A 17,194-nucleotide genomic window follows, 5' to 3' on the forward strand; every position below is an offset into this window, starting at 1 on the left:
GCCGATGGCGCTGGTGCTGCTGCTGGTGTCGGCGCTCGCCGGGCTCGCCGGCTGCCGGGACGAGCCCGCCGCGCCGGTGCGCATCCGCATCGCCACGGGCAGCCCCACGGCGGTCTACCACGCCTTCGGCCAGTCACTGGCCGCCCTGCTCAACCGCGAGCTGCGCGGCGTGCAGGCCAGCGTGGTCGTGACCGCGGCGTCCGCGCAGAACGTCCGGCTGGTGGGCTCCGGCGAGGCCGAGCTAGGCTTCACCCAGGCCGACGTGCTGCCGCCCCACACGCCGGAGCAGCCCGCGGTGCTCGCCGTGGCCCGGGTGTACGACGACCTGCTGCACCTCGTCACCACCGCCGGGGGCCCGGTACGCACCCTCGCCGACCTGCGGGGCCGGCGGGTGTCGGTGGGCGCCGACGGCTCCGGCACCGAGGTCACCGCCCGGCGGCTGCTGACCGTGGCCCAGCTCGGCGGCGACCAGGTCCGCCAGGAGCACCTCGGCCTGGACGACTCGGTGGCGGCGCTGCGGGCCGGCCGGATCGACGCCTTCTTCTTCTCCGGCGGCCTGCCGGTACGCGGTGTCGCGGAGCTGGCCGGCAGCACCTCGCTGCGGATGGTCGACCTGGGCGACTGGACCGAGCCGCTGCGCCGCGGGTACGGGCAGGTCTACGTGACCCGGGACATCCCCCGCTCGGTCTACGGGGCGGATCCGGTCAGCACGGTGGCGAACCCGAACTACCTGATCGCCCGCGCCGACCTGCCGACGGCGCTGGTGCGCGAGGTGACCCGGCTGCTGATGGAGCGCCGGGAGGAGCTGGCCGCGGCGCATCCGGCGGCCGGCCGGATGAGTCCCCGGGCGGCGATCGTCACGACCCCGCTGCCGCTGCACCCCGGCGCGGCGGACTGGTACCGGGCCACCAAGCCCTGAGGCGGGCTCAGCGGCGCCCGCGCTCGGAGCCGACCGGTTCGACCGGGCCGTCGCCGAGCGCCGCGGCAGGCTCGTCCGGCTCGGGCAGCTCCTCGTCCGACGCCGGGAACCACAACTCGGCCACCAGCCCCCGCGGCTCGCCCTGACGCATGGTCAGCCGGCCGTCGGAGGCGTCGACAAGAACCGCGACGATGGTCAGCCCGAGCCCGGCGCCGTCCACGTTCTGCACGTCCGGCGCGCGCCAGAACCGCTCGGTGGCCTGGTCGAGCTGGCTGTCCGTCATGCCGGGGCCGGTGTCCCGCACCTCCAGCGCGATCCCTCCGTCGGCCGGGCGTACGGTCACCGTCACCGCCTCCCCGTCGCCGCTGAACTTGACCGCGTTGTCGATCAGGGCGTCGAGCGCCTGGTCGATCGCGGTCGGCACGGTCCGGGCGTACGCGGGCGTCCCGGTGCCGTGGACCGCCAGCGTGACCGACCGGTGCCGGGCCAGCGGCAGCCAGGCCGCGACCCGGGAGGCGGCGATCGCGGCGGCGTCCACGGTGACCCGCTGGTTCTCCTCCCGCTCGGCGCGGGCCAGGGTGAGCAGCGCGTCGAGCACGGTGGCCAGGCGGTCGGTCTCCTCCAGCGCCAGCCGGTGCTCGTCGCGGCCGTCCGGGTCGGTCAGGCTCGGTCCCAGCTCCTCCACCCGCAGCCGCAACGCGGTGAGCGGGTTGCGCAGCTGGTGACTGGCGTGCGCCACGAACGCCCGCTGCCGGTCCATCACGTCGGAGACCGCGTCGGCCATGTGGTTGAAGCTGGTCGCCAGCCGGCGCAGCTCGGGCGGGCCGAGCCGGGGACGCACCCGGGCCCGCCGGTGCCCCTCGGCGATCTCGTGGGTGACCGCGTCCAGCTCGGTGACCGGGCGCAGCACCCAGCCGGCCAGCCCGAACGCGGTGGAGACGCAGGCCAGCACCGCGAGCAGGCCGATCCCCGCGAGCGTCAGCCACCAGGCGGTGACCGTGCGGCGCACCTTGGCCGCCGGGGTCGTGGTGACCACGGCGCCGAGCACCTCGCCGCCGTCGTTGATCGGGACCGCCACCACCAGCGGCCCGTCCACCCAGGGACGGACCGCGTCCGGCCGGCTGAACTGCTGACCGGCCAGCGCGGTGTCCAGCGCCAGGTCGGTGCCCGCGCCGACGGCCCAGCGCGTCGAGGCGACCACGGTCCGGCGGTCCCGGTCCACCACGGCCGCGCCGATGCCGTAGAGGGCGTCGTAGGCGGCCAGTTCGGCGTCCAGCGGGCCGGGGGTGCCACCGCGCAGCGCCGGGCCGGCCAGCGAGGCGAACCGGGTGGCGTCGGCGAGCCGGTCGGCGCGGACCCGGTCGGTCTCCCGGGTGGCCAGGGTGGCCGCCAGCGGGGTCTCCAGGGCCAGCAGCACGAGCACCATCAGCAGCAGGTAGCTGATCACCAGACGGCGGCGCACAGCAATCCCCTTACTCGCCGCGGAGCCGGTAGCCGACCCCGCGGACGGTCTCGACCAGCGTCGGGTCGCCGAGCTTGCCGCGCAGGGAGCCGACGTGCACCTCCACCGTGTGCCGGTCCGCCCAGGTGGTGCCCCAGACGTCGAGCAGGATCCGGTCGCGCGGCACGGCGAACCCGGGCTGGCGGGCCAGCGAGAGCAGGATGTCGAACTCCTTGCGGGTGAGCGCCACGGGCCGGCCGGCCACGGTGACCGTCCGGCCGCCGACGTCGATGCGTACGGCGCCGGCCTCGATCAGCGTGCGCTCCGGCGCGGTGTGCGCGGCCCGGCGCAGCACCGCCTCGATCCGCGCCTGCAGCTCCACCATCGAGAACGGCTTGACCACGTAGTCGTCGGCGCCCAGCCGCAGCCCGAGCACCCGGTCGCGTTCCTCGCCCCGGGCGGTCACCGCGATGATGCCGAGCTGGCTGCTGCGCCGGCGCAGCTCCCGGCACAGGTCGGTGCCGTCCCCGTCGGGCAGGGTCAGGTCGAGCAGCACCAGGTCGCAGGGGGCGGCGGAGAGGGCGGCCCCGACGGTGGCGGCGTGCTCCACCTCGTAACCGCGTCGGGTGAGCGCGGACGACAGGGCGGCGGCCACCCGACGATCGTCCTCGACCAGGAGGATCCGCACCCGTGCCTCCATCCGCTCGACGTGCTGCCCTGCGAATGGTGGCAGACCGGGCGGCGGGATGGGAGGGCCGGTGCCCGGTCCGGCCCTCTAGGCTGCGGTGGTGATCTACAAGATTCTGGCCGACAGCGAGTGGGAGCAGGCGCGGGCGGCCGGGCGGTTCACCGGCACCGCGATGGACCGCCAGGACGGCTACATCCACCTGTCCGCGGCGGACCAGGTGGTGGAGACGGCCCGCCGGGTCTTCGGCGGTGTCACCGGCCTCACCGTGCTGGCGGTGGACGAGGCGCGGCTCGGCGACGCGCTGCGCTGGGAGGTGTCCCGGGGCGGCGCGCTGTTCCCGCACCTCTACGCGGCCCTGCCGGTCGACGCCGTGGTGGCCGCGCACCCGCTGCCCGCCGACCGGCCCGCCGCCGACGCGGTGGCCGACCTGGTGGCCTGACGGCTCGCTATGCTGCCACGAGCCCGCGCGCCGGCTCCCGGAGCCGGCGCGCTCGGGTGGCCCTGGCCCGACCGGGCGCGCGGTGTGAGCCGCGGCGGTCCGGCACCGACGGCGCGACGACGCGCCCTGCGACGATGCGAGTTGACATGACTGACACCAACGACCGGTCCGCCTCCGTCTTCGTCCACCCGACGGCGGATGTCGAGGAGGGCGCCAAGGTCGGCGACGGCACCAAGGTCTGGCACCTGGCCCACATCCGGTCGAGCGCGCAGGTGGGCGCCGGCTGCGTGATCGGCCGCAACGTGTACGTCGACGCGCAGGTCACCGTCGGCGACCGGGTGAAGATCCAGAACAACGTCTCGGTCTACCAGGGTGTGACCATCGAGGACGAGGTTTTCGTCGGCCCCTGCGCGGTGTTCACCAACGACTTCCGCCCGCGCGCCCAGAACCCGGACTGGACCATCACCCCGACCATGGTCCGCCGGGGCGCCTCGATCGGCGCCAACGCCACCCTGGTCTGCGGCATCGAGGTGGGCGAGTACGCGATGATCGCCGCCGGTTCGGTGGTGACGAAGGACGTCAAGCCGTACCAGCTGGTGGCCGGCAACCCGGCCCGGCCCAAGGGCTGGGTGGACGAGAAGGGCGAGGTCGTCTCCCGGGACGTCGACAACCCGCCGCACCAGGGCTGAGCACGCCGCGGGCCCCGGCCGTCGGAACGGCCGGGGCCCGCGGGCGACGCTCGGGGTCAGCCGCCGATGACCACCCGGCGGACGCCGGTCCAGCGCGCCGGGTCGGTGACCCGGCGGCCGTCGACCAGCACCGTCACGCCCGGCAGGTCGGCCGGGGTGAGGTTGCGGTACTCGGCGTGGTCGGCCTGGATGACCGCCGCACCGACCGGCTCCCCCTCGTAGCCGGGGAGGCCGTGCGCGGCCAGCTCCTCGTTGGTGTACATCGGGTCGGAGACGTACGGGACGGCGCCCCGCGCGCGCAGCGCCTCGACGGTCGGGAAGACGCCGGAGAACGCGGTCTCCTTCACGCCGCCCCGGTAGGCCGCGCCCAGCACCAGCACGCCCACGCCGGTCAGGTCGCCGTACGCGGCGGCCAGCAGGTCGACGGCGTAGTCCGGCATGGCGGCGTTGGCCTCGCGGGCCGAGCGGACCACGGTGGCCGCCGGGTCGTTCCACAGGTACATCCGCGGGTAGATCGGGATGCAGTGGCCTCCGACGGCGATGCCCGGCGAGTGGATGTGGCTGTACGGCTGGGTGTTGCAGGCCTCGATGACCTTGGTGACGTCGACGCCCACGGTGTCGGCGAAGCGGGCGAACTGGTTCGCCAGGCCGATGTTGACGTCCCGGTAGGTCGTCTCGGCGAGCTTGGCCAGCTCGGACGCCTCGGCCGAGCCGAGGTCCCAGACGCCGTTCGGGCGGTCGAGGTCGGCCCGCTCGTCGAAGTCCAGCACCGCCTCGTAGAAGCGCACGCCGTGCTCGGCCGACGCCTCGTCGATGCCGCCGACCAGCTTCGGGTAGCGGCGCAGGTCGGCGAAGACCCGGCCGGTGAGAACCCGCTCCGGGCTGAACACCAGGTGGAAGTCCTTGCCGGCGGTGAGGCCGGAGCCCTCCTCCAGCATCGGGGCCCAGCGGTTGCGGGTGGTGCCGACCGGCAGGGTGGTCTCGTAGCTGACCAGGGTGCCCGGCTTGAGCCCGCGGGCGATGGCCCGGGTGGCGTCGTCCATCCAGCCGAAGTCCGGCACGCCCTCGGCGTCGACGAAGAGCGGCACGACCACGACGACGGCCTCGGACTCGGCGACCGCGGCGGCGGTGTCGGTGGTGGCCGACAGCAGCCCGGCGGCGACCGCCTCCTTGAGCTTGACGTCCAGGTCGGTCTCACCGGGGAACGGCACGGCACCGTCGTTGACCAGCTGGACGACCCGCTCGGAGACGTCGGCACCGAGCACCCGGTGCCCCTTCGAGGCGAACTGCACGGCGAGCGGCAGACCGATCTTGCCGAGCGCGACGACGCAGATGTTCATGAAACTACTTTCCTCCAGAGGGCCAGATTCGGCGCAGGCGGGCAAGGAACCGACCGGGGGTCACCGGCGTGATCGCGACGATCACCTGGCCCTTGTGATTGGTGGTGGGCGTGACGAGGTGGAACCGGACACCGTGCCGGGCCAGCAGCCGGGGCGCCGCGACGTGGCGCTCCGTCCGCAGCGGCGCCGAGCCGGTGCCGCCCAGGGCGGTCACCTCGGCACGCACCACCCGACGCTCGCCGTTCGCCGCGACGACCGCGAGCAGCCGGTCGACCGCGAAGTCCGTCCGTACGACGGTACCGGTGCCGCCCGGCGCGACCGACGTCACACCCGCCAACTCGCCGACGCTCACCCGGAGCGAGTCGGCGGACAGCTCGGACAGCTCCGCCCAGCGGCTGTGCGCGGTGACCACCAGGGCGCGGGCGCCGGCGGCGTCCCGCCCCCAGGCCAGCTCGGTCGCCGTCAGCTTCGCCAGCACCTTTGCGGCCCGGTCGGTGACGTCGTACCAGTCATCCGGGTAGCCGAAGGCCGGGTCGCGGAAGCCGACGTGGTGGGCGTACCAGCGGCCGTCGGCGATGGTGACCTCGGGCAGCGTCTTGTCGGCCTGCTGCCCGATCAGCTCGCGGACCTGGGCCAGGTCGCCGTCGCGCGCGACCGCGAGTCGCAGCCGCAGGTCGGGTGCCATCCGGGCCAGGACGCCTTCGGTCAGGTACGCCTCGGTGAGCTTGCGGATCCGGTCGTGGACGTGCTGCTGGACGTCCGGGGAGAGGTCCAGGAACTCCGGCCGGAGCAGCTTCGCCACCTCCCAGCTGAAGTGGCGCAGCAGCACCGCGTCCCGGCGCGGGCCCGGCTCGATCAGCCCGGCCACGAAGGCGACCAGCTCCTCGGCGCAGCGCAGCCGCTCCTCGAAGCGGCTGGCGTAGGTGATGTTCTGGGCATTCTCCCGCTTGACCGCGTAGTAGTACTCGTAGTCGGCGAGCACGGAGATCTTCCCCGCCCGGACGCAGGCCTCCAGCGTGAACGGCTGGTCGCTGCCCATCGGCATGTCGGTGCGGAACCGCAGCCCGTGGCGCTCGACCAGGTCCCGCCGGAACAGCTTGGTGTTCGACAGCGACCAGGGCAGTTCGCTGTCGAACAGGTCGACCCGTTCCTCGGTGCTCGCGTAGACCGCCTGGTGCACGTAGCGCTTGTTGGTGCCGACCATCCGGCCCAGCACCACGTCGGAGTCCCACCGGTCGGCGGCGGTCACGAGGCGCTCCAGCGCCTCCGGGCCGAGATGGTCGTCGGAGCCGATGAAGAAGACGTACCGGCCGCGGGCGTGGTCCAGGGCGACGTTGCTCGGGGCGGCTGGGCCACCGGAATTGGCCTGGTGCAGCACCCGGACCGTGTCCGGGTAGCGGGCCGCGTACCGGTCCAGCTCGGCGCCGCTGCCGTCGGTGGAGCCGTCGTCGACCGCGACGACCTCGAGCCGGTCGAGCCCGATGGTCTGCCCGACCAGCGAGTCCAGGCAGGTGGTCAGGTAGGGCATCGTGTTGTAGACGGCGACGACCACCGTCACGTCCGGCTGCCGGCTCACGCGCCCACTCCCGCCGAGGCCGGGGCCGGGTCGCCGGCCGGCGCCGCCGGGGCGCCGGGCAGCAGGCGGGAGTAGACGCCGTCGAGCACCTGCGCCTGCGCCTCCCAGGTCCACCCGGCCAGCAGGCCCGGCCGGTCGTATGCGGCCCGGTAGCGCGCCGGGTCCGCGAGCACCGCGGTGACCGCCCGGGCGAAGTCGGCCACGTCCTCGGCCGTGAACACCTCGCCCTGCCCGGTCTCGCGGACAGTCTCGGCCATGGTCCGCACGTCGGAGACCACCAGCGGGAGGCGTGCGTGTGAATATTCGAAGAACTTGGTGATCAGCGCGATCTCGTGGTTGGGAAAGTGCTGGATCGGGATGACGCCGACCTGCGCGCCGGACAGGAACCGCACGACCTGGTGGTGCGGCACGTACGGCAGCACGTGCACCCGGTCCGCCACGCCCAGCTCGCCCGCGCGGGTGACCAGGCCCTTGACGTACCCCGACGCGGGCTTGTTGACCACGAACGCGACATGCGCGCCGGGCAGCCGGGGCAGCGCCTCGACCATCACCCCGAGGCCGCGCTTGGCGGCGGCCACCCCGCTGTAGACCAGCAGCGGGGTCTCCGGGCCGATGCCGCAGACCTCGCGGATGTCCGGCACCGGCTCGCCCGCGTCGGCCGGCAACTCGTCCACCGCCGGGGCGTTGAGCACCACCGCCGGGCGCTCCGCCAGCCCGTGCTCCCGCTGAAGCAGGTCGGCCAGGCCGCCGGAGACGGTCATCGTGGCGTCCGCGTGCGGCACGTGCTCCCGCTCGTGTGCCACGTTGCCGGGGAGCCAGCGGGCGTTGTCCCGCCACGGCTGCACGCCGGGCAGGTACTCGTGGGCGTCCCAGACCAGCGCGATCCGGCGGCCCCTGGCGGCGGCCCGGATCTTCGCGCGGGCGCCGACGCCGATCATCCGGAAGTCGTTGGCGTGGATCAGGTCCGGGGCAAGCTCGTCGACGACCGGGCCGTAGGCCAGCTCGTAGTCCCACAGCCCCGGTTCCAGGCGGCGCCAGGCGCCGTCGCCGCGCAGCCGCTGCCAGAACAGCGTGTACGCCCGGTCCCAGGGCCCGTCGAGCTTGCGGCTCTTCCGGGCCTGGTTGAGTTGCCGGTTGCGGAACCCCACCCACTTGCGGGTCAGGCCGGCGAGCTTCTCCTCGGCGCGCAGCGCGGCCCAGGGCAGGCCACCGGGCCGGCCGGCGCCGGACTCCCGGGCCGTAGTGGTCAGCGCGGCACGCCGCACCGCGAGGTCGGCCCGCCAGGCCTTCACGGCCTGGGTGCGGTGGGCCGCGATGCCGGACGGCGGGTAGGCGAGCGGCCGGCGCAGCCAGACCCGCCGGAACTCGTGCCGGCGCCGGGCGAGCGGCTCGGGCATCGGGATCAGGCGGACCTCGGCCTCGCCGAGCCGCCAGCTCTGCGGCTGCCCGACCGGCGCGCGACCGAGGAGGACGACCTCCCAGCCCGCCTCCGCCGCGGAGCGCGCCGCCTTCTGCACCCGGGAGTCCCCGATGACCCCGTTGTCCACCAGCATGACGACCCGTCCCCGGGTGGCCGCCGAGGCGGTCGTGCCGTCAGATCGCATTTCTGCCCGTTTCCGTCGTCGCCAGCACCGCTCCCGCGGGACCCGAGCGAGTCTACGACAACGGATCGGCGGTTCCGGCCCGCCGCCGTCGGCGGTCCGCGCCCTCGCCGGCCGGTTGCTACCCTCCATGCTGTTCAACGACCGGTGACCTCGTCAGTTGGCAGGCCGGGGCCGGCGTCGAGCCTCCCGACGGACCCGGCGGGCCGCCGGATCACCCCAGCTCAGCGCGGACAGGATCGCACAATGGACGTGGTGACCACCGAGGAACCGAGCCGGCCGGCACCGGCCCCGTCCGCGGAGCCGGCGAGCCCGCCGTCGGGTCGGGCGGGCCTCGGCGTACGTCTGCGGGAGGCCGCCCGGCAGGCGCTGCCCGCGCTGGCGGCCTACGCGGTGATCCGGCTCATCGGTGTGGCGGCGGTCTACGTCTGGGCCCGCAACCTCGGCGTCTCACCGGGTCAGCGGCTCACCAGGTCGGACGCGACCTACTACCTCTCGATCGCCCAGCACGGATACGACGGCTACGCCAAGACGCAGAGCGACATGGCGTTCTTCCCGCTCTACCCCGGCCTCGTCGGCGTCCTGGAACGGATCGTTCCGCTCAGCCCGCGCGACGTGGCGCTGATCGTGGCGTGGCTGGGCGGCCTGGCGGCCGCCTGGGGCCTGTTCGCGATCGGGGCGTACCTGCACGACCGGCGCACCGGGGTGCTGCTCGCCGCGCTCTGGGCCGCGCTGCCGCACGCGATCGTGGAGTCGATGGCCTACAGCGAGACGCTGTTCACGGCCCTGACCGCCTGGTCGCTCTACGCGCTGCTGCGCCGCCAGTGGCTCGCGGCGGGCGTGCTCTGCCTGTTCGCCGGCCTGACCCGGACGACCGCCTCGTCGCTGATCCCGGTGGTCGGGTTGGCCGCGCTGATCGCGGTCGTCCGGCGCCGGGACGGCTGGCGGCCCTGGGCGGCCATGCTGCTCGCGCCGGCCGGCTGGCTCGCCTACCTCGCCTGGGTGGGCGTGCAGACCGGGCGGCCGGACGGCTGGTTCCACATCCAGTCCGCCGGGTGGGGCAGCAGCTTCGACTTCGGCGTCTACACCTTCCAGCGTGGGCGGGAGGTGCTGGCCCAGCCGGCCGCGCCACAGATGCTGGTGGTGAGCGTGGTGGCGCTGCTCGCGGTGATGTTCTTCGTGCTGAGCGTGCTCGACCGGCAACCCTGGCAGCTGCTGCTGTACAGCGGGTTGCTGCTGGTCACCACGCTGGGCTCGGCGGGCTACTACCACTCCAAGGCACGGTTCCTGCTGCCGGCGTTCGCGCTGCTGCTCCCGGCGGCCGTCGGTCTGGCCCGCGCCGGCCGGGCCCGGGCGGTCACCGTACTGGTGGCGGTGACCGCCTTCTCGACGTACTTCGGCGGCTACCTGCTGCTGATCTGGACGCGGTCGCCGTGACCGGCACGCGGTGCCGGCGGCCCACCCGTCACCGCGTGAACGACCGGACGTCCCAGAGCCAGACGTCGTCCACCCGCTGTCCCGGGCCGTACAACGCGTCCAGCACGATCTTGAGGTTGTCGTGCCCCCGCGCGCCCCGGTCGGGCAGCGCCACGGCGTCGGCCTTCCAGTACCGGACGTCGGACCGGGCCTGGGCGATGTCCGCCGGGCCGACCATGGTGTCCCGTTCGCCCCGCGACACGGCGGTGAGCAGCTTCGCGGTCGGCTGCGGCTCCACGCCCCAGCGACCGGTGGCGTCGGTGGCCGAGACCGGGCCGAGGAAGTAGCCCTCCGGTACGGCGAAGCCGGCCAGCGCGGCGGAACTCCAGTAGAGCGAGGTCATGCCGCTGACCGGCACCGGCACCAGCGTGCGGCCGGGCGCCACGTGGTCGCGCCACGTGCCGCTGGTGACGAAGTCGGGGACGGGCACCCGGCCCCGGGCCTCCAGCGGGGTCGGCAGGATGGGCAGCAGCGCGGCCAGCGCCGCCACGGCGGCCAGCCGGGGAACCAGGCGCCCCTCCCCCGCCTCGGTCGCCCGGCTCCGGGCGAGCCGGTCACCCGCGACCGCGAACAGCACGCCGAGCGCCGCCGTGGTGATCAACGCGAACCGGGAGACCACCACCGAGTCGAAGACCGGCAGGTCCGTCACCAGCGCGAACGGCGCGGGCACATCGGTACGCCGGGTGCCCCAGGTCCAGGTGGTGCCGATCGAGAAGACCGCGGAGATCGCGATCACCACGGCGAGCACCCGGACAACGATCTCCCGGCGCAGCCACCAGCAGGCGGCCAGCGCCAGCACGACCACCGACCAGCCGTAGAAGCTCGACTGCTCGGTGGTGTTCGGGCCCCAGCGCAGCGCGCTGGTGGGGCTGCCGGCGATCGACTCGGTGGCGTACCGCACGAACGAGCCGACGGTCAGCGCGTAGACGTCGGGGTTGCCGGGGTGCCCGACCCGGTGCTGCGGCCCGGCGAACTGCATCCACAGCGGGTACGCGGCGGCGGCACCGACCAGCACGCCGGTGATCGCGAGCCCGCCCAGCAGCGGCCGGGCCCGCCGCAACGCCTCGCGGGGCCGGAAGATCAGGTAGCCGACCACCATCATCAGGCAGCCGAGCGCGGCCAGGAAGAGGATCTCCAGGCTCACGAAGAACTGCGCCACCACGAGCCCGCCGAGCACCAGACCGTCGCGCACGACGTGGCCGCCGCGGGCCAGCCGGACGACCCGCCAGAGGATGAACGGCACCAGCCACTGGGCGGTGATGTGCGGGTGGCCGTTGCTGTGCGAGACGAGGGCCGGCGCGAAGGCGCAGAACAGGCCGCCCACGAAGGCCGCGGCCCGGGACGACACCAGGTGCCGGGAGAGCACGTGGTACCAGGCGTACGCGGTGCCGGCCAGGTTGAGCGTGATGAACAGCAGGTACGAGAACGAGGCGCCGAACAGCAGGGTGAACGGCGACAGGACCAGGCCGGGAAGCTGCATCCCGACGTTGGTCATCAGGTTGATGCCCGTCGGGGCGTTCTGCAGGGTGGTGAAGAACGGGTTCTCCAGGTGGCTGACCGCGTGCGCGCCGTAGGCCAGCATCCACTCGTTGAAGCCCTGGTCGTTGGGGCGGCTGCCGAGCAGCCGGCCGCTGTGGTCGAGCCAGCCACGGGCGGTCACCCAGAGGGCGCCGGTCAGGTAGACCGCGGCGACCAGCAGGTCCGGGCGCAGGTGCCGGCGGGCGGGGCCGGCCGCGGGCGCCGGGTGGCGCTCCTCCGCGCCGGCCGATGGCGCCGACCGCTCGGGGGCCTCGGCGTCGGCGGTGGCGTCGATCACCGGTTCGCCGTCGGTGGCGGTACGGGTGCGGATGTCGGGGCCCGGGGCGGTCATGGCGCCGTAGTGTACGCAAGCCACGCGCCGCCTCCGGGCCAGGCTCGCCTCCGGCGGCGGGCCGTGAACTGTCCTCGAAGATCCGCCGTCGGTGTGGCGAACGGGACGCGACGCCCACCAGGCCCACCTGGGCGGGTCCGGCGACTCCGGCCGACCCCACGGGCCGCCACGGCGCCGGTGAGGCGCGGACGACCGGCCACGGTCGGTTAGGGTGGTGCGCTGTGTCCCACGCCGCGCCACTCGTCGCCATCCGCCCGGCTCCGGCGGCGATGACCGGATCCGCCCGGTGGCGCTCGGCACGATTCGCCGCCGGCCGCCACCGCGTCCGTCGTCCCTCACCGGCCGGGGCACTACTATTCCTAGGGCCGCCCGCCCACGACCCGGGCCTCCGCGACCGGCGCGCCCGAGCCACCCGCAGTCCCCGTCGCAGATCACGAGGAGTCACGCAGTGAAGGTCGTCAGCATTGTCGGCGCCCGGCCGCAGTTGGTGAAGCTGGCGCCCATCGCCGCGGCGTTCGCCGCGGACGGGTGCGAGCACGTGATCGTGCACACCGGCCAGCACTACGACGCGGATCTGTCCGACGTGTTCTTCTCCGGCCTCGGCATCCCGGACCCGGACGTGCACCTCGGCATCGGCTCCGGCAGCCACGGCGTGCAGACCGGCAACACCCTGGCGGCGCTGGACCCGGTGCTCGCCGCCGAACGGCCGGACTGGGTGCTGGTCTACGGCGACACCAACTCGACCCTGGCCGGCACGCTGTCGGCCGTGAAGCAGCACCTGCGGGTGGCTCACCTGGAGGCCGGGCTGCGGTCGTTCAACCGGCGCATGCCGGAGGAGCACAACCGGGTGCTCACCGACCACGCCGCCGACCTGCTGCTCGCCCCCACCGAGGAGGCCGTGCGGCACCTGGCGGCGGAGGGCCTGGCGTCGCGCTCGGAGCTGGTCGGCGACGTCATGGTGGACGTCTGCCTGCGGGTCCGCGACGACGTGGTGCGCGGCGGGCAGCCCCGGCCGGCCCTGCCCGAGGGGATCGACCCGGACGCCCCGTACCTGCTGGCGACCCTGCACCGCGCGGAGAACACCGACGACCCGCAGCGGCTCGCCGCGCTGCTCGACGCACTGGCCGACCTGCCCGTGCCGGTGGCGCTGCTGGCCCACCCGCGGCTGGTCGCCCGGGTCGAGGAGCACGGCCTGAAGCTGTCCCGGGGCTCGCTGCACGCCGGCCGGCCACTGCCTTACGCCGCCATGGTGGCGGCGGTGCTCGGCTCGGTCGGCGTGGTCACCGACTCCGGCGGCCTCCAGAAGGAGGCCTACCTGCTGGACCGCCCGTGCACCACGCTGCGGACCGAGACGGAGTGGGTGGAGACGCTCGCGGACGGCTGGAACGTGCTGGTCCCGGACCCGCGCGAGCTGGGCGCCCAGTGGGCGACGACGGCGACCCGGCCCGCGCCGGCGGCCTCCCGCGGCACCCCCTACGGCGACGGCCGGGCGGCCCACCGCGTCGCCGAGACGCTGCGCCGGCACCTGGCATGACCGCGCGTCCCCTCTTCACGATCGGCTACCTGCGATGAGCAACCGAGTCCTCCCCCTCCCCCGGTCCGGCGGCGACAAGCGACCGCACGCCATCTACCTGGCGATCGGCTTCCCGCCCGCGGCGAAGAGCAGCGCCTACCGGCTGCGCGAGACGGCGAACCAGTTCGTCGCCCTGGGCTGGGACATCACCGTCATCACCATCTGCCAGGAGGCCTGGGAGCGGGAGTACGGCCTGGACCACACCCTCTCCGAGAAGGTCGACCCGCGGGTCCGGGTGGTGGAGCTGCCGCTGATCCGCGAGGACCTGGAGACCGACATCCGGGCCTTCTCCGAGGAGCGCTCGCTCGACCCCGCGGGGTGGATCAAGCGACTGCGCCAGCGCGAGCAGAAGGTCTTCCCCGAGCCGGTCTTCGGCGGATGGCGGCACGACCTCGAGCAGGCGGTGCTGCGGGTGCACCGCGAGCGCCCCGCCGACCTGCTGCTCGCCTCCTGCGCCCCGTACGTGAACCTGGCCGCCACGTGGAAGCTGTGGGAGGAGCACAAGGTCCCCTACGCGGTCGACTTCCGCGACGGCTGGTCGCTGGACGTCATCGGCGGCGGCGAGGCGTTCACCCGGGACTCGGTCTCCGGCCGCTGGGAGTCCAAGGTGCTGGAGCACGCTGTCGCGGTCTGGTGCGTCAACGACCCGATCGCCGGCTTCTACCGCGAGCGGTACCCGCACCTCGCCGACCGGGTGCACGTCGTGCGCAACGGCTACGACGAGGACAGCCTGCCCGACGTCAGCGGCCGGTCGCCGGACCCGGCCGCCGGGTTGACCTTCGGCTACCTCGGCTCGGTCAACTTCACGCCGGCCTTCCTCGAGTCGGTCCTCGATGGGTGGCGGATCGCCCGGCGGGACGACCCGGTGGTGGCCGGCTCCCGGTTCGAGGTGCGCGGCCACATCGGCGCCGGTCCGGCCCGCGAGGCCAACCGTCACATGGACCTGCTCAAGGAGGCCGCCGTCGACGGGGTCAGCTTCGGCGGCCCGGTGCCGAAGGCCGACCTGGCCGCCACCTACGGCTCCTGGGACGCCCTCGTCCTGATGCTGGTCGGCGGCCGCTTCGTCACCTCCGGCAAGGTGTACGAGTTCATGGCCACCGGCCTGCCGGTGCTCTCCGCCCACGATGTCGACCACGACGCGACGAACATCCTGGCCGGGCACCCGCTGTGGACCGGGGCCGTCGGCCTGGACCCGCACCGTCTCGCCAACTCCTTCAGCGAGGCCGCCCGGATGGCCCTGAAGGCGACCGACGCCGACCGGACCGCCGCGCGCCAGCTCGCCCGCCGGTTCGCCCGGCCGGCGGTGCTCGGCCCCGCCGTGCGACACCTCACCGAACTCGTCCGGCCCACCACGGCCGGCGATTCCGCCCCGGCCGCTTCGACGGAGGATGTCCAGCTGTGACCACCGTGCTCATCGTGGCCGCCACCGCGCCGAAGCAGCCGGCCGTCCTGATCGAGGCGCTGGAGCGCTTCCGTGCCCGGGGCGCCACCGTCACCGTGGCGTGCTTCTTCAACAGCGCGGACCTGCCGGTCGACCCGGCGCTGGCGGAGGTGCGCACCTTCGCCGTACCCGGGGAGAAGCGGGACGCCCGGCTCCGCAAGGCGCTCGGCCGGGCGCCGGCCAACCGGAAGGTGTGGTTGCACGCCCGGCGCAACCCGTGGCTGCGGCAGCTCTACCGGAAGGCGGACCTGCTGGTCGCCCTCGACGCCCGCGCCGTGCACACGGTGTGGGAGATGGCCCAGCGCAACACCCGGGCCGGCGCCTACTACGGGCTCGTGCCGGCGCAGCGGGCGCTCGATGCCCGGCGGACCGAGTCCGTGAGCCGGCGGCTGGAGCGTCAGGTCGCCGCGGCGGCGGGCATCGGCGCCCGGGGCGCGCGCCGGGCGGCGGCGCAGACCGTCCGGACCACGCTGCGCAAGGCCACCGGCCAGACGGTCATGAGCAACCCGGCGGGGGCCTGGTTCTGGACCCGCGCGGTGGCGGCTCCCCGCGTGCCGGACCGGTTCCGCAGCAAGCTCGCCGTCCGGCTGCACGACAGCGCGGTGAAGGCCGGCCGCCCGGCCGTCGCCGCCCGGGCCGCCTCCGCCGCGGTGAGCCGGATCAGCAGCGCCGGCACCCGTGCGGATGTGCTGACCAAGGCCGCGCAGGCCGAGCTGGCCCTCGGCCGGGTGCCGACCGGCCTGCACGAGGCGATCCGGGCCCAGCTGGCGCTGGCGGACAACCTGCTGCCCCGGGACAGCAAGAAGGCCGCCGCGGCCGTGTCCAGGGCGTGGAGCCTGGCCTCCAACCGGGTGCTGCACTTCGACCGGCTCTCCTCGCCCATGAGCGAGGACCCGGGCGCCTTCCTGGCGCCGTTCCGGGAGAGCACCGCGGCCCGGAAGCTGTCCGCGAAGCGTGGCCGGCTCGCCCCGGCCGCCCCGGCCCCCACCGACCGGCCGCTGCGCCTCCTGGTCACCACGCTCATCAACGACAACTTCCTCCAGGAGATCCTGGAGCGCTACCGGGCGATGCCGAACGTGGAGGTCCGGTTCCTCGACCTCTACGACGACCCGGCGACCCGCCCGCTGGCCCTGAGCGGCAGCACCGTCATGGAGCACCTGCTGGCCGGCGAGTCGTCGTACGGCGCCAAGATCGAGGAGTGGCTGCGGCCGCACCTGGACTGGGCCGACACCGTCTTCGTCGACTGGTGCCAGGCCACCGCGGCGCTGTTCACGCTGCACGACCCGGGCACCGCCCGGATCATCGTGCGGCTGCACAGCTTCGAAGCCTTCAACTTCTGGCCGCACCTGGTGGACTTCTCCCGGGTCGACGACGTCGTCTTCGTCTCCGAGCACCTCAAGGACCTGTCCACCGCGGTGCTGCCCCAGCTCACCGAGGCGGACGGCCCCCGGCTCCGGGTCATCGACAACGCGATGGACCTCCAGCGTTACCCCCGCGCGAAGCCGGCGGACGCCCGGTTCACCCTCGGCATGGTCGGGTTCAGCTCGGTGGCCAAGGATCCGCGCTGGGCGGTCGAGGTGCTGCGGAGGCTGCGCGAGCGGGACGAGCGCTACCGGCTCACGCTCATCGGCAGCGACTTCAACAACCGGACCAGCAAGCCGGCCAAGGACTACGGCAAGCTGTTCAGCCAGGACCTGGCGGAGCTGGAGCCGCTCGGCGCGATCCGGCGCTACGGGCAGACCGATGACGTTCCCGCCGCGCTCCAGGAGGTGGGGGTCATCCTCAGCACCTCGGTGCGGGAGAGCTTCCACTGCGGCCTGGTGGAGGGCGCGGCCAGCGGGGCCGTGCCGGTGGTCCGCGACTGGCCGTTCTTCGCCGGGAAGCCGCACGGCGCCCGTACCCTCTTCCCCACCGACTGGATGGCCGCGACCCCCGAGGAGGCCGCGGAGCGGATCCTCGACGCCACGGCCACCGAGGAGCGGTGGGCGGAGGCCGGGCGGGCCGCGTCCGAGCATGTTCTGAAGACGTGGGACTGGACCGTGACCCAGTCCGACTACGACCGGCTGCTGCTGGACGACTGAGCCGCCCGGCGGCGGCGCGCACGCGAACGGCAAAGGGGCCCGGCCGATCGGCCGGGCCCC

General features: G+C 74.3%; 13 protein-coding genes. 7 read left to right on the top strand and 6 right to left on the bottom strand.

All coding sequences use genetic code 11. The features are described from left to right. Nucleotides 1-4 precede the first annotated feature (4 nt). Nucleotides 5-919 carry a TAXI family TRAP transporter solute-binding subunit gene (locus ABZW14_RS18500; protein ID WP_355347716.1) on the top strand — a complete coding sequence of 305 codons (915 nt, stop codon included), beginning with the start codon at nucleotides 5-7 and terminating at the stop codon, nucleotides 917-919. A gap of 7 nt (nucleotides 920-926) precedes the next feature. Here ABZW14_RS18500 and ABZW14_RS18505 read toward each other — a convergent pair whose 3' ends face one another. Beyond that, the gene (locus tag ABZW14_RS18505; protein WP_355347584.1) at nucleotides 927-2,381 is read right to left on the bottom strand and encodes a HAMP domain-containing sensor histidine kinase; all 1,455 of its coding nucleotides are present in this window, start codon (nucleotides 2,379-2,381) and stop codon (nucleotides 927-929) included. Nucleotides 2,382-2,391: 10 nt separating this feature from the next. Then, nucleotides 2,392-3,060, bottom strand: coding sequence for a response regulator transcription factor (locus tag ABZW14_RS18510; RefSeq protein ID WP_355347587.1), 669 nt, complete (start codon nucleotides 3,058-3,060; stop codon nucleotides 2,392-2,394). An 88-nt stretch (nucleotides 3,061-3,148) separates the two neighbouring features. Between ABZW14_RS18510 and ABZW14_RS18515 the strand changes: the two genes are divergently transcribed. Both ABZW14_RS18515 and ABZW14_RS18520 read left to right on the top strand, forming a co-directional pair. Continuing rightward, complete coding sequence (locus ABZW14_RS18515; protein WP_355347590.1) at nucleotides 3,149-3,487, top strand: DUF952 domain-containing protein; 339 nt, start codon at nucleotides 3,149-3,151, stop codon at nucleotides 3,485-3,487. A 146-nt stretch (nucleotides 3,488-3,633) separates the two neighbouring features. Next, complete coding sequence (locus ABZW14_RS18520) at nucleotides 3,634-4,176, top strand: acyltransferase (RefSeq protein ID WP_355347593.1); 543 nt, start codon at nucleotides 3,634-3,636, stop codon at nucleotides 4,174-4,176. Between the two features lie 56 nt (nucleotides 4,177-4,232). Here the strand turns inward: ABZW14_RS18520 and ABZW14_RS18525 are convergent, their stop codons facing one another. Genes ABZW14_RS18525 through ABZW14_RS18535 form a run of 3 tightly spaced genes read right to left on the bottom strand, consistent with a single transcriptional unit; the run spans nucleotide 4,233 to nucleotide 8,645 of the window. Beyond that, a complete protein-coding gene (locus ABZW14_RS18525) occupies nucleotides 4,233-5,516 on the bottom strand; it encodes a nucleotide sugar dehydrogenase (protein ID WP_355347597.1) in 1,284 nt (427 codons plus the stop codon). Nucleotides 5,517-5,520: 4 nt separating this feature from the next. Next, nucleotides 5,521-7,092, bottom strand: a complete 1,572-nt coding sequence (locus tag ABZW14_RS18530; protein ID WP_355347600.1) for a glycosyltransferase — start codon at nucleotides 7,090-7,092, stop codon at nucleotides 5,521-5,523. After that, nucleotides 7,089-8,645 (bottom strand): glycosyltransferase family 4 protein, encoded by a 1,557-nt coding sequence (locus tag ABZW14_RS18535; protein ID WP_355347719.1) that lies wholly within the window; start codon nucleotides 8,643-8,645, stop codon nucleotides 7,089-7,091. Before ABZW14_RS18535 ends, ABZW14_RS18530 begins: the two co-directional genes overlap by 4 nt. 294 nt (nucleotides 8,646-8,939) lie before the next feature. On the opposite strand from ABZW14_RS18535, the gene ABZW14_RS18540 reads away from it, so the two are divergent. Continuing rightward, on the top strand, nucleotides 8,940-10,130 hold the full coding sequence (locus ABZW14_RS18540; protein WP_355347603.1) for a hypothetical protein: 1,191 nt from the start codon (nucleotides 8,940-8,942) through the stop codon (nucleotides 10,128-10,130). Nucleotides 10,131-10,158: 28 nt separating this feature from the next. On the opposite strand, the gene ABZW14_RS18545 is transcribed toward ABZW14_RS18540, so the two are convergent. Then, nucleotides 10,159-12,039: a hypothetical protein gene (locus ABZW14_RS18545; RefSeq protein ID WP_355347606.1), complete on the bottom strand. Its 1,881-nt coding sequence runs from the start codon at nucleotides 12,037-12,039 to the stop codon at nucleotides 10,159-10,161. A 448-nt stretch (nucleotides 12,040-12,487) separates the two neighbouring features. Here ABZW14_RS18545 and wecB point away from each other — a divergent pair, with 448 nt between their 5' ends. Genes wecB through ABZW14_RS18560 form a run of 3 tightly spaced genes read left to right on the top strand, consistent with a single transcriptional unit; the run spans nucleotide 12,488 to nucleotide 17,134 of the window. Further along, nucleotides 12,488-13,573, top strand: a complete 1,086-nt coding sequence (gene wecB / locus ABZW14_RS18550; protein ID WP_355347609.1) for a UDP-N-acetylglucosamine 2-epimerase (non-hydrolyzing) — start codon at nucleotides 12,488-12,490, stop codon at nucleotides 13,571-13,573. Nucleotides 13,574-13,607: 34 nt separating this feature from the next. Beyond that, nucleotides 13,608-15,014 carry a glycosyl transferase gene (locus tag ABZW14_RS18555; RefSeq protein ID WP_355347612.1) on the top strand — a complete coding sequence of 469 codons (1,407 nt, stop codon included), beginning with the start codon at nucleotides 13,608-13,610 and terminating at the stop codon, nucleotides 15,012-15,014. Then, a complete protein-coding gene (locus ABZW14_RS18560; protein WP_355347615.1) occupies nucleotides 15,011-17,134 on the top strand; it encodes a glycosyltransferase family 1 protein in 2,124 nt (707 codons plus the stop codon). The genes ABZW14_RS18555 and ABZW14_RS18560 overlap by 4 nt, the downstream gene beginning before the upstream one ends. The last annotated feature ends 60 nt before the right edge of the window (nucleotides 17,135-17,194 follow it).

Origin of the sequence: Micromonospora sp. NPDC004551, from assembly GCF_040609975.1 — a bacterium.
Classification (GTDB): domain Bacteria; phylum Actinomycetota; class Actinomycetes; order Mycobacteriales; family Micromonosporaceae; genus Micromonospora.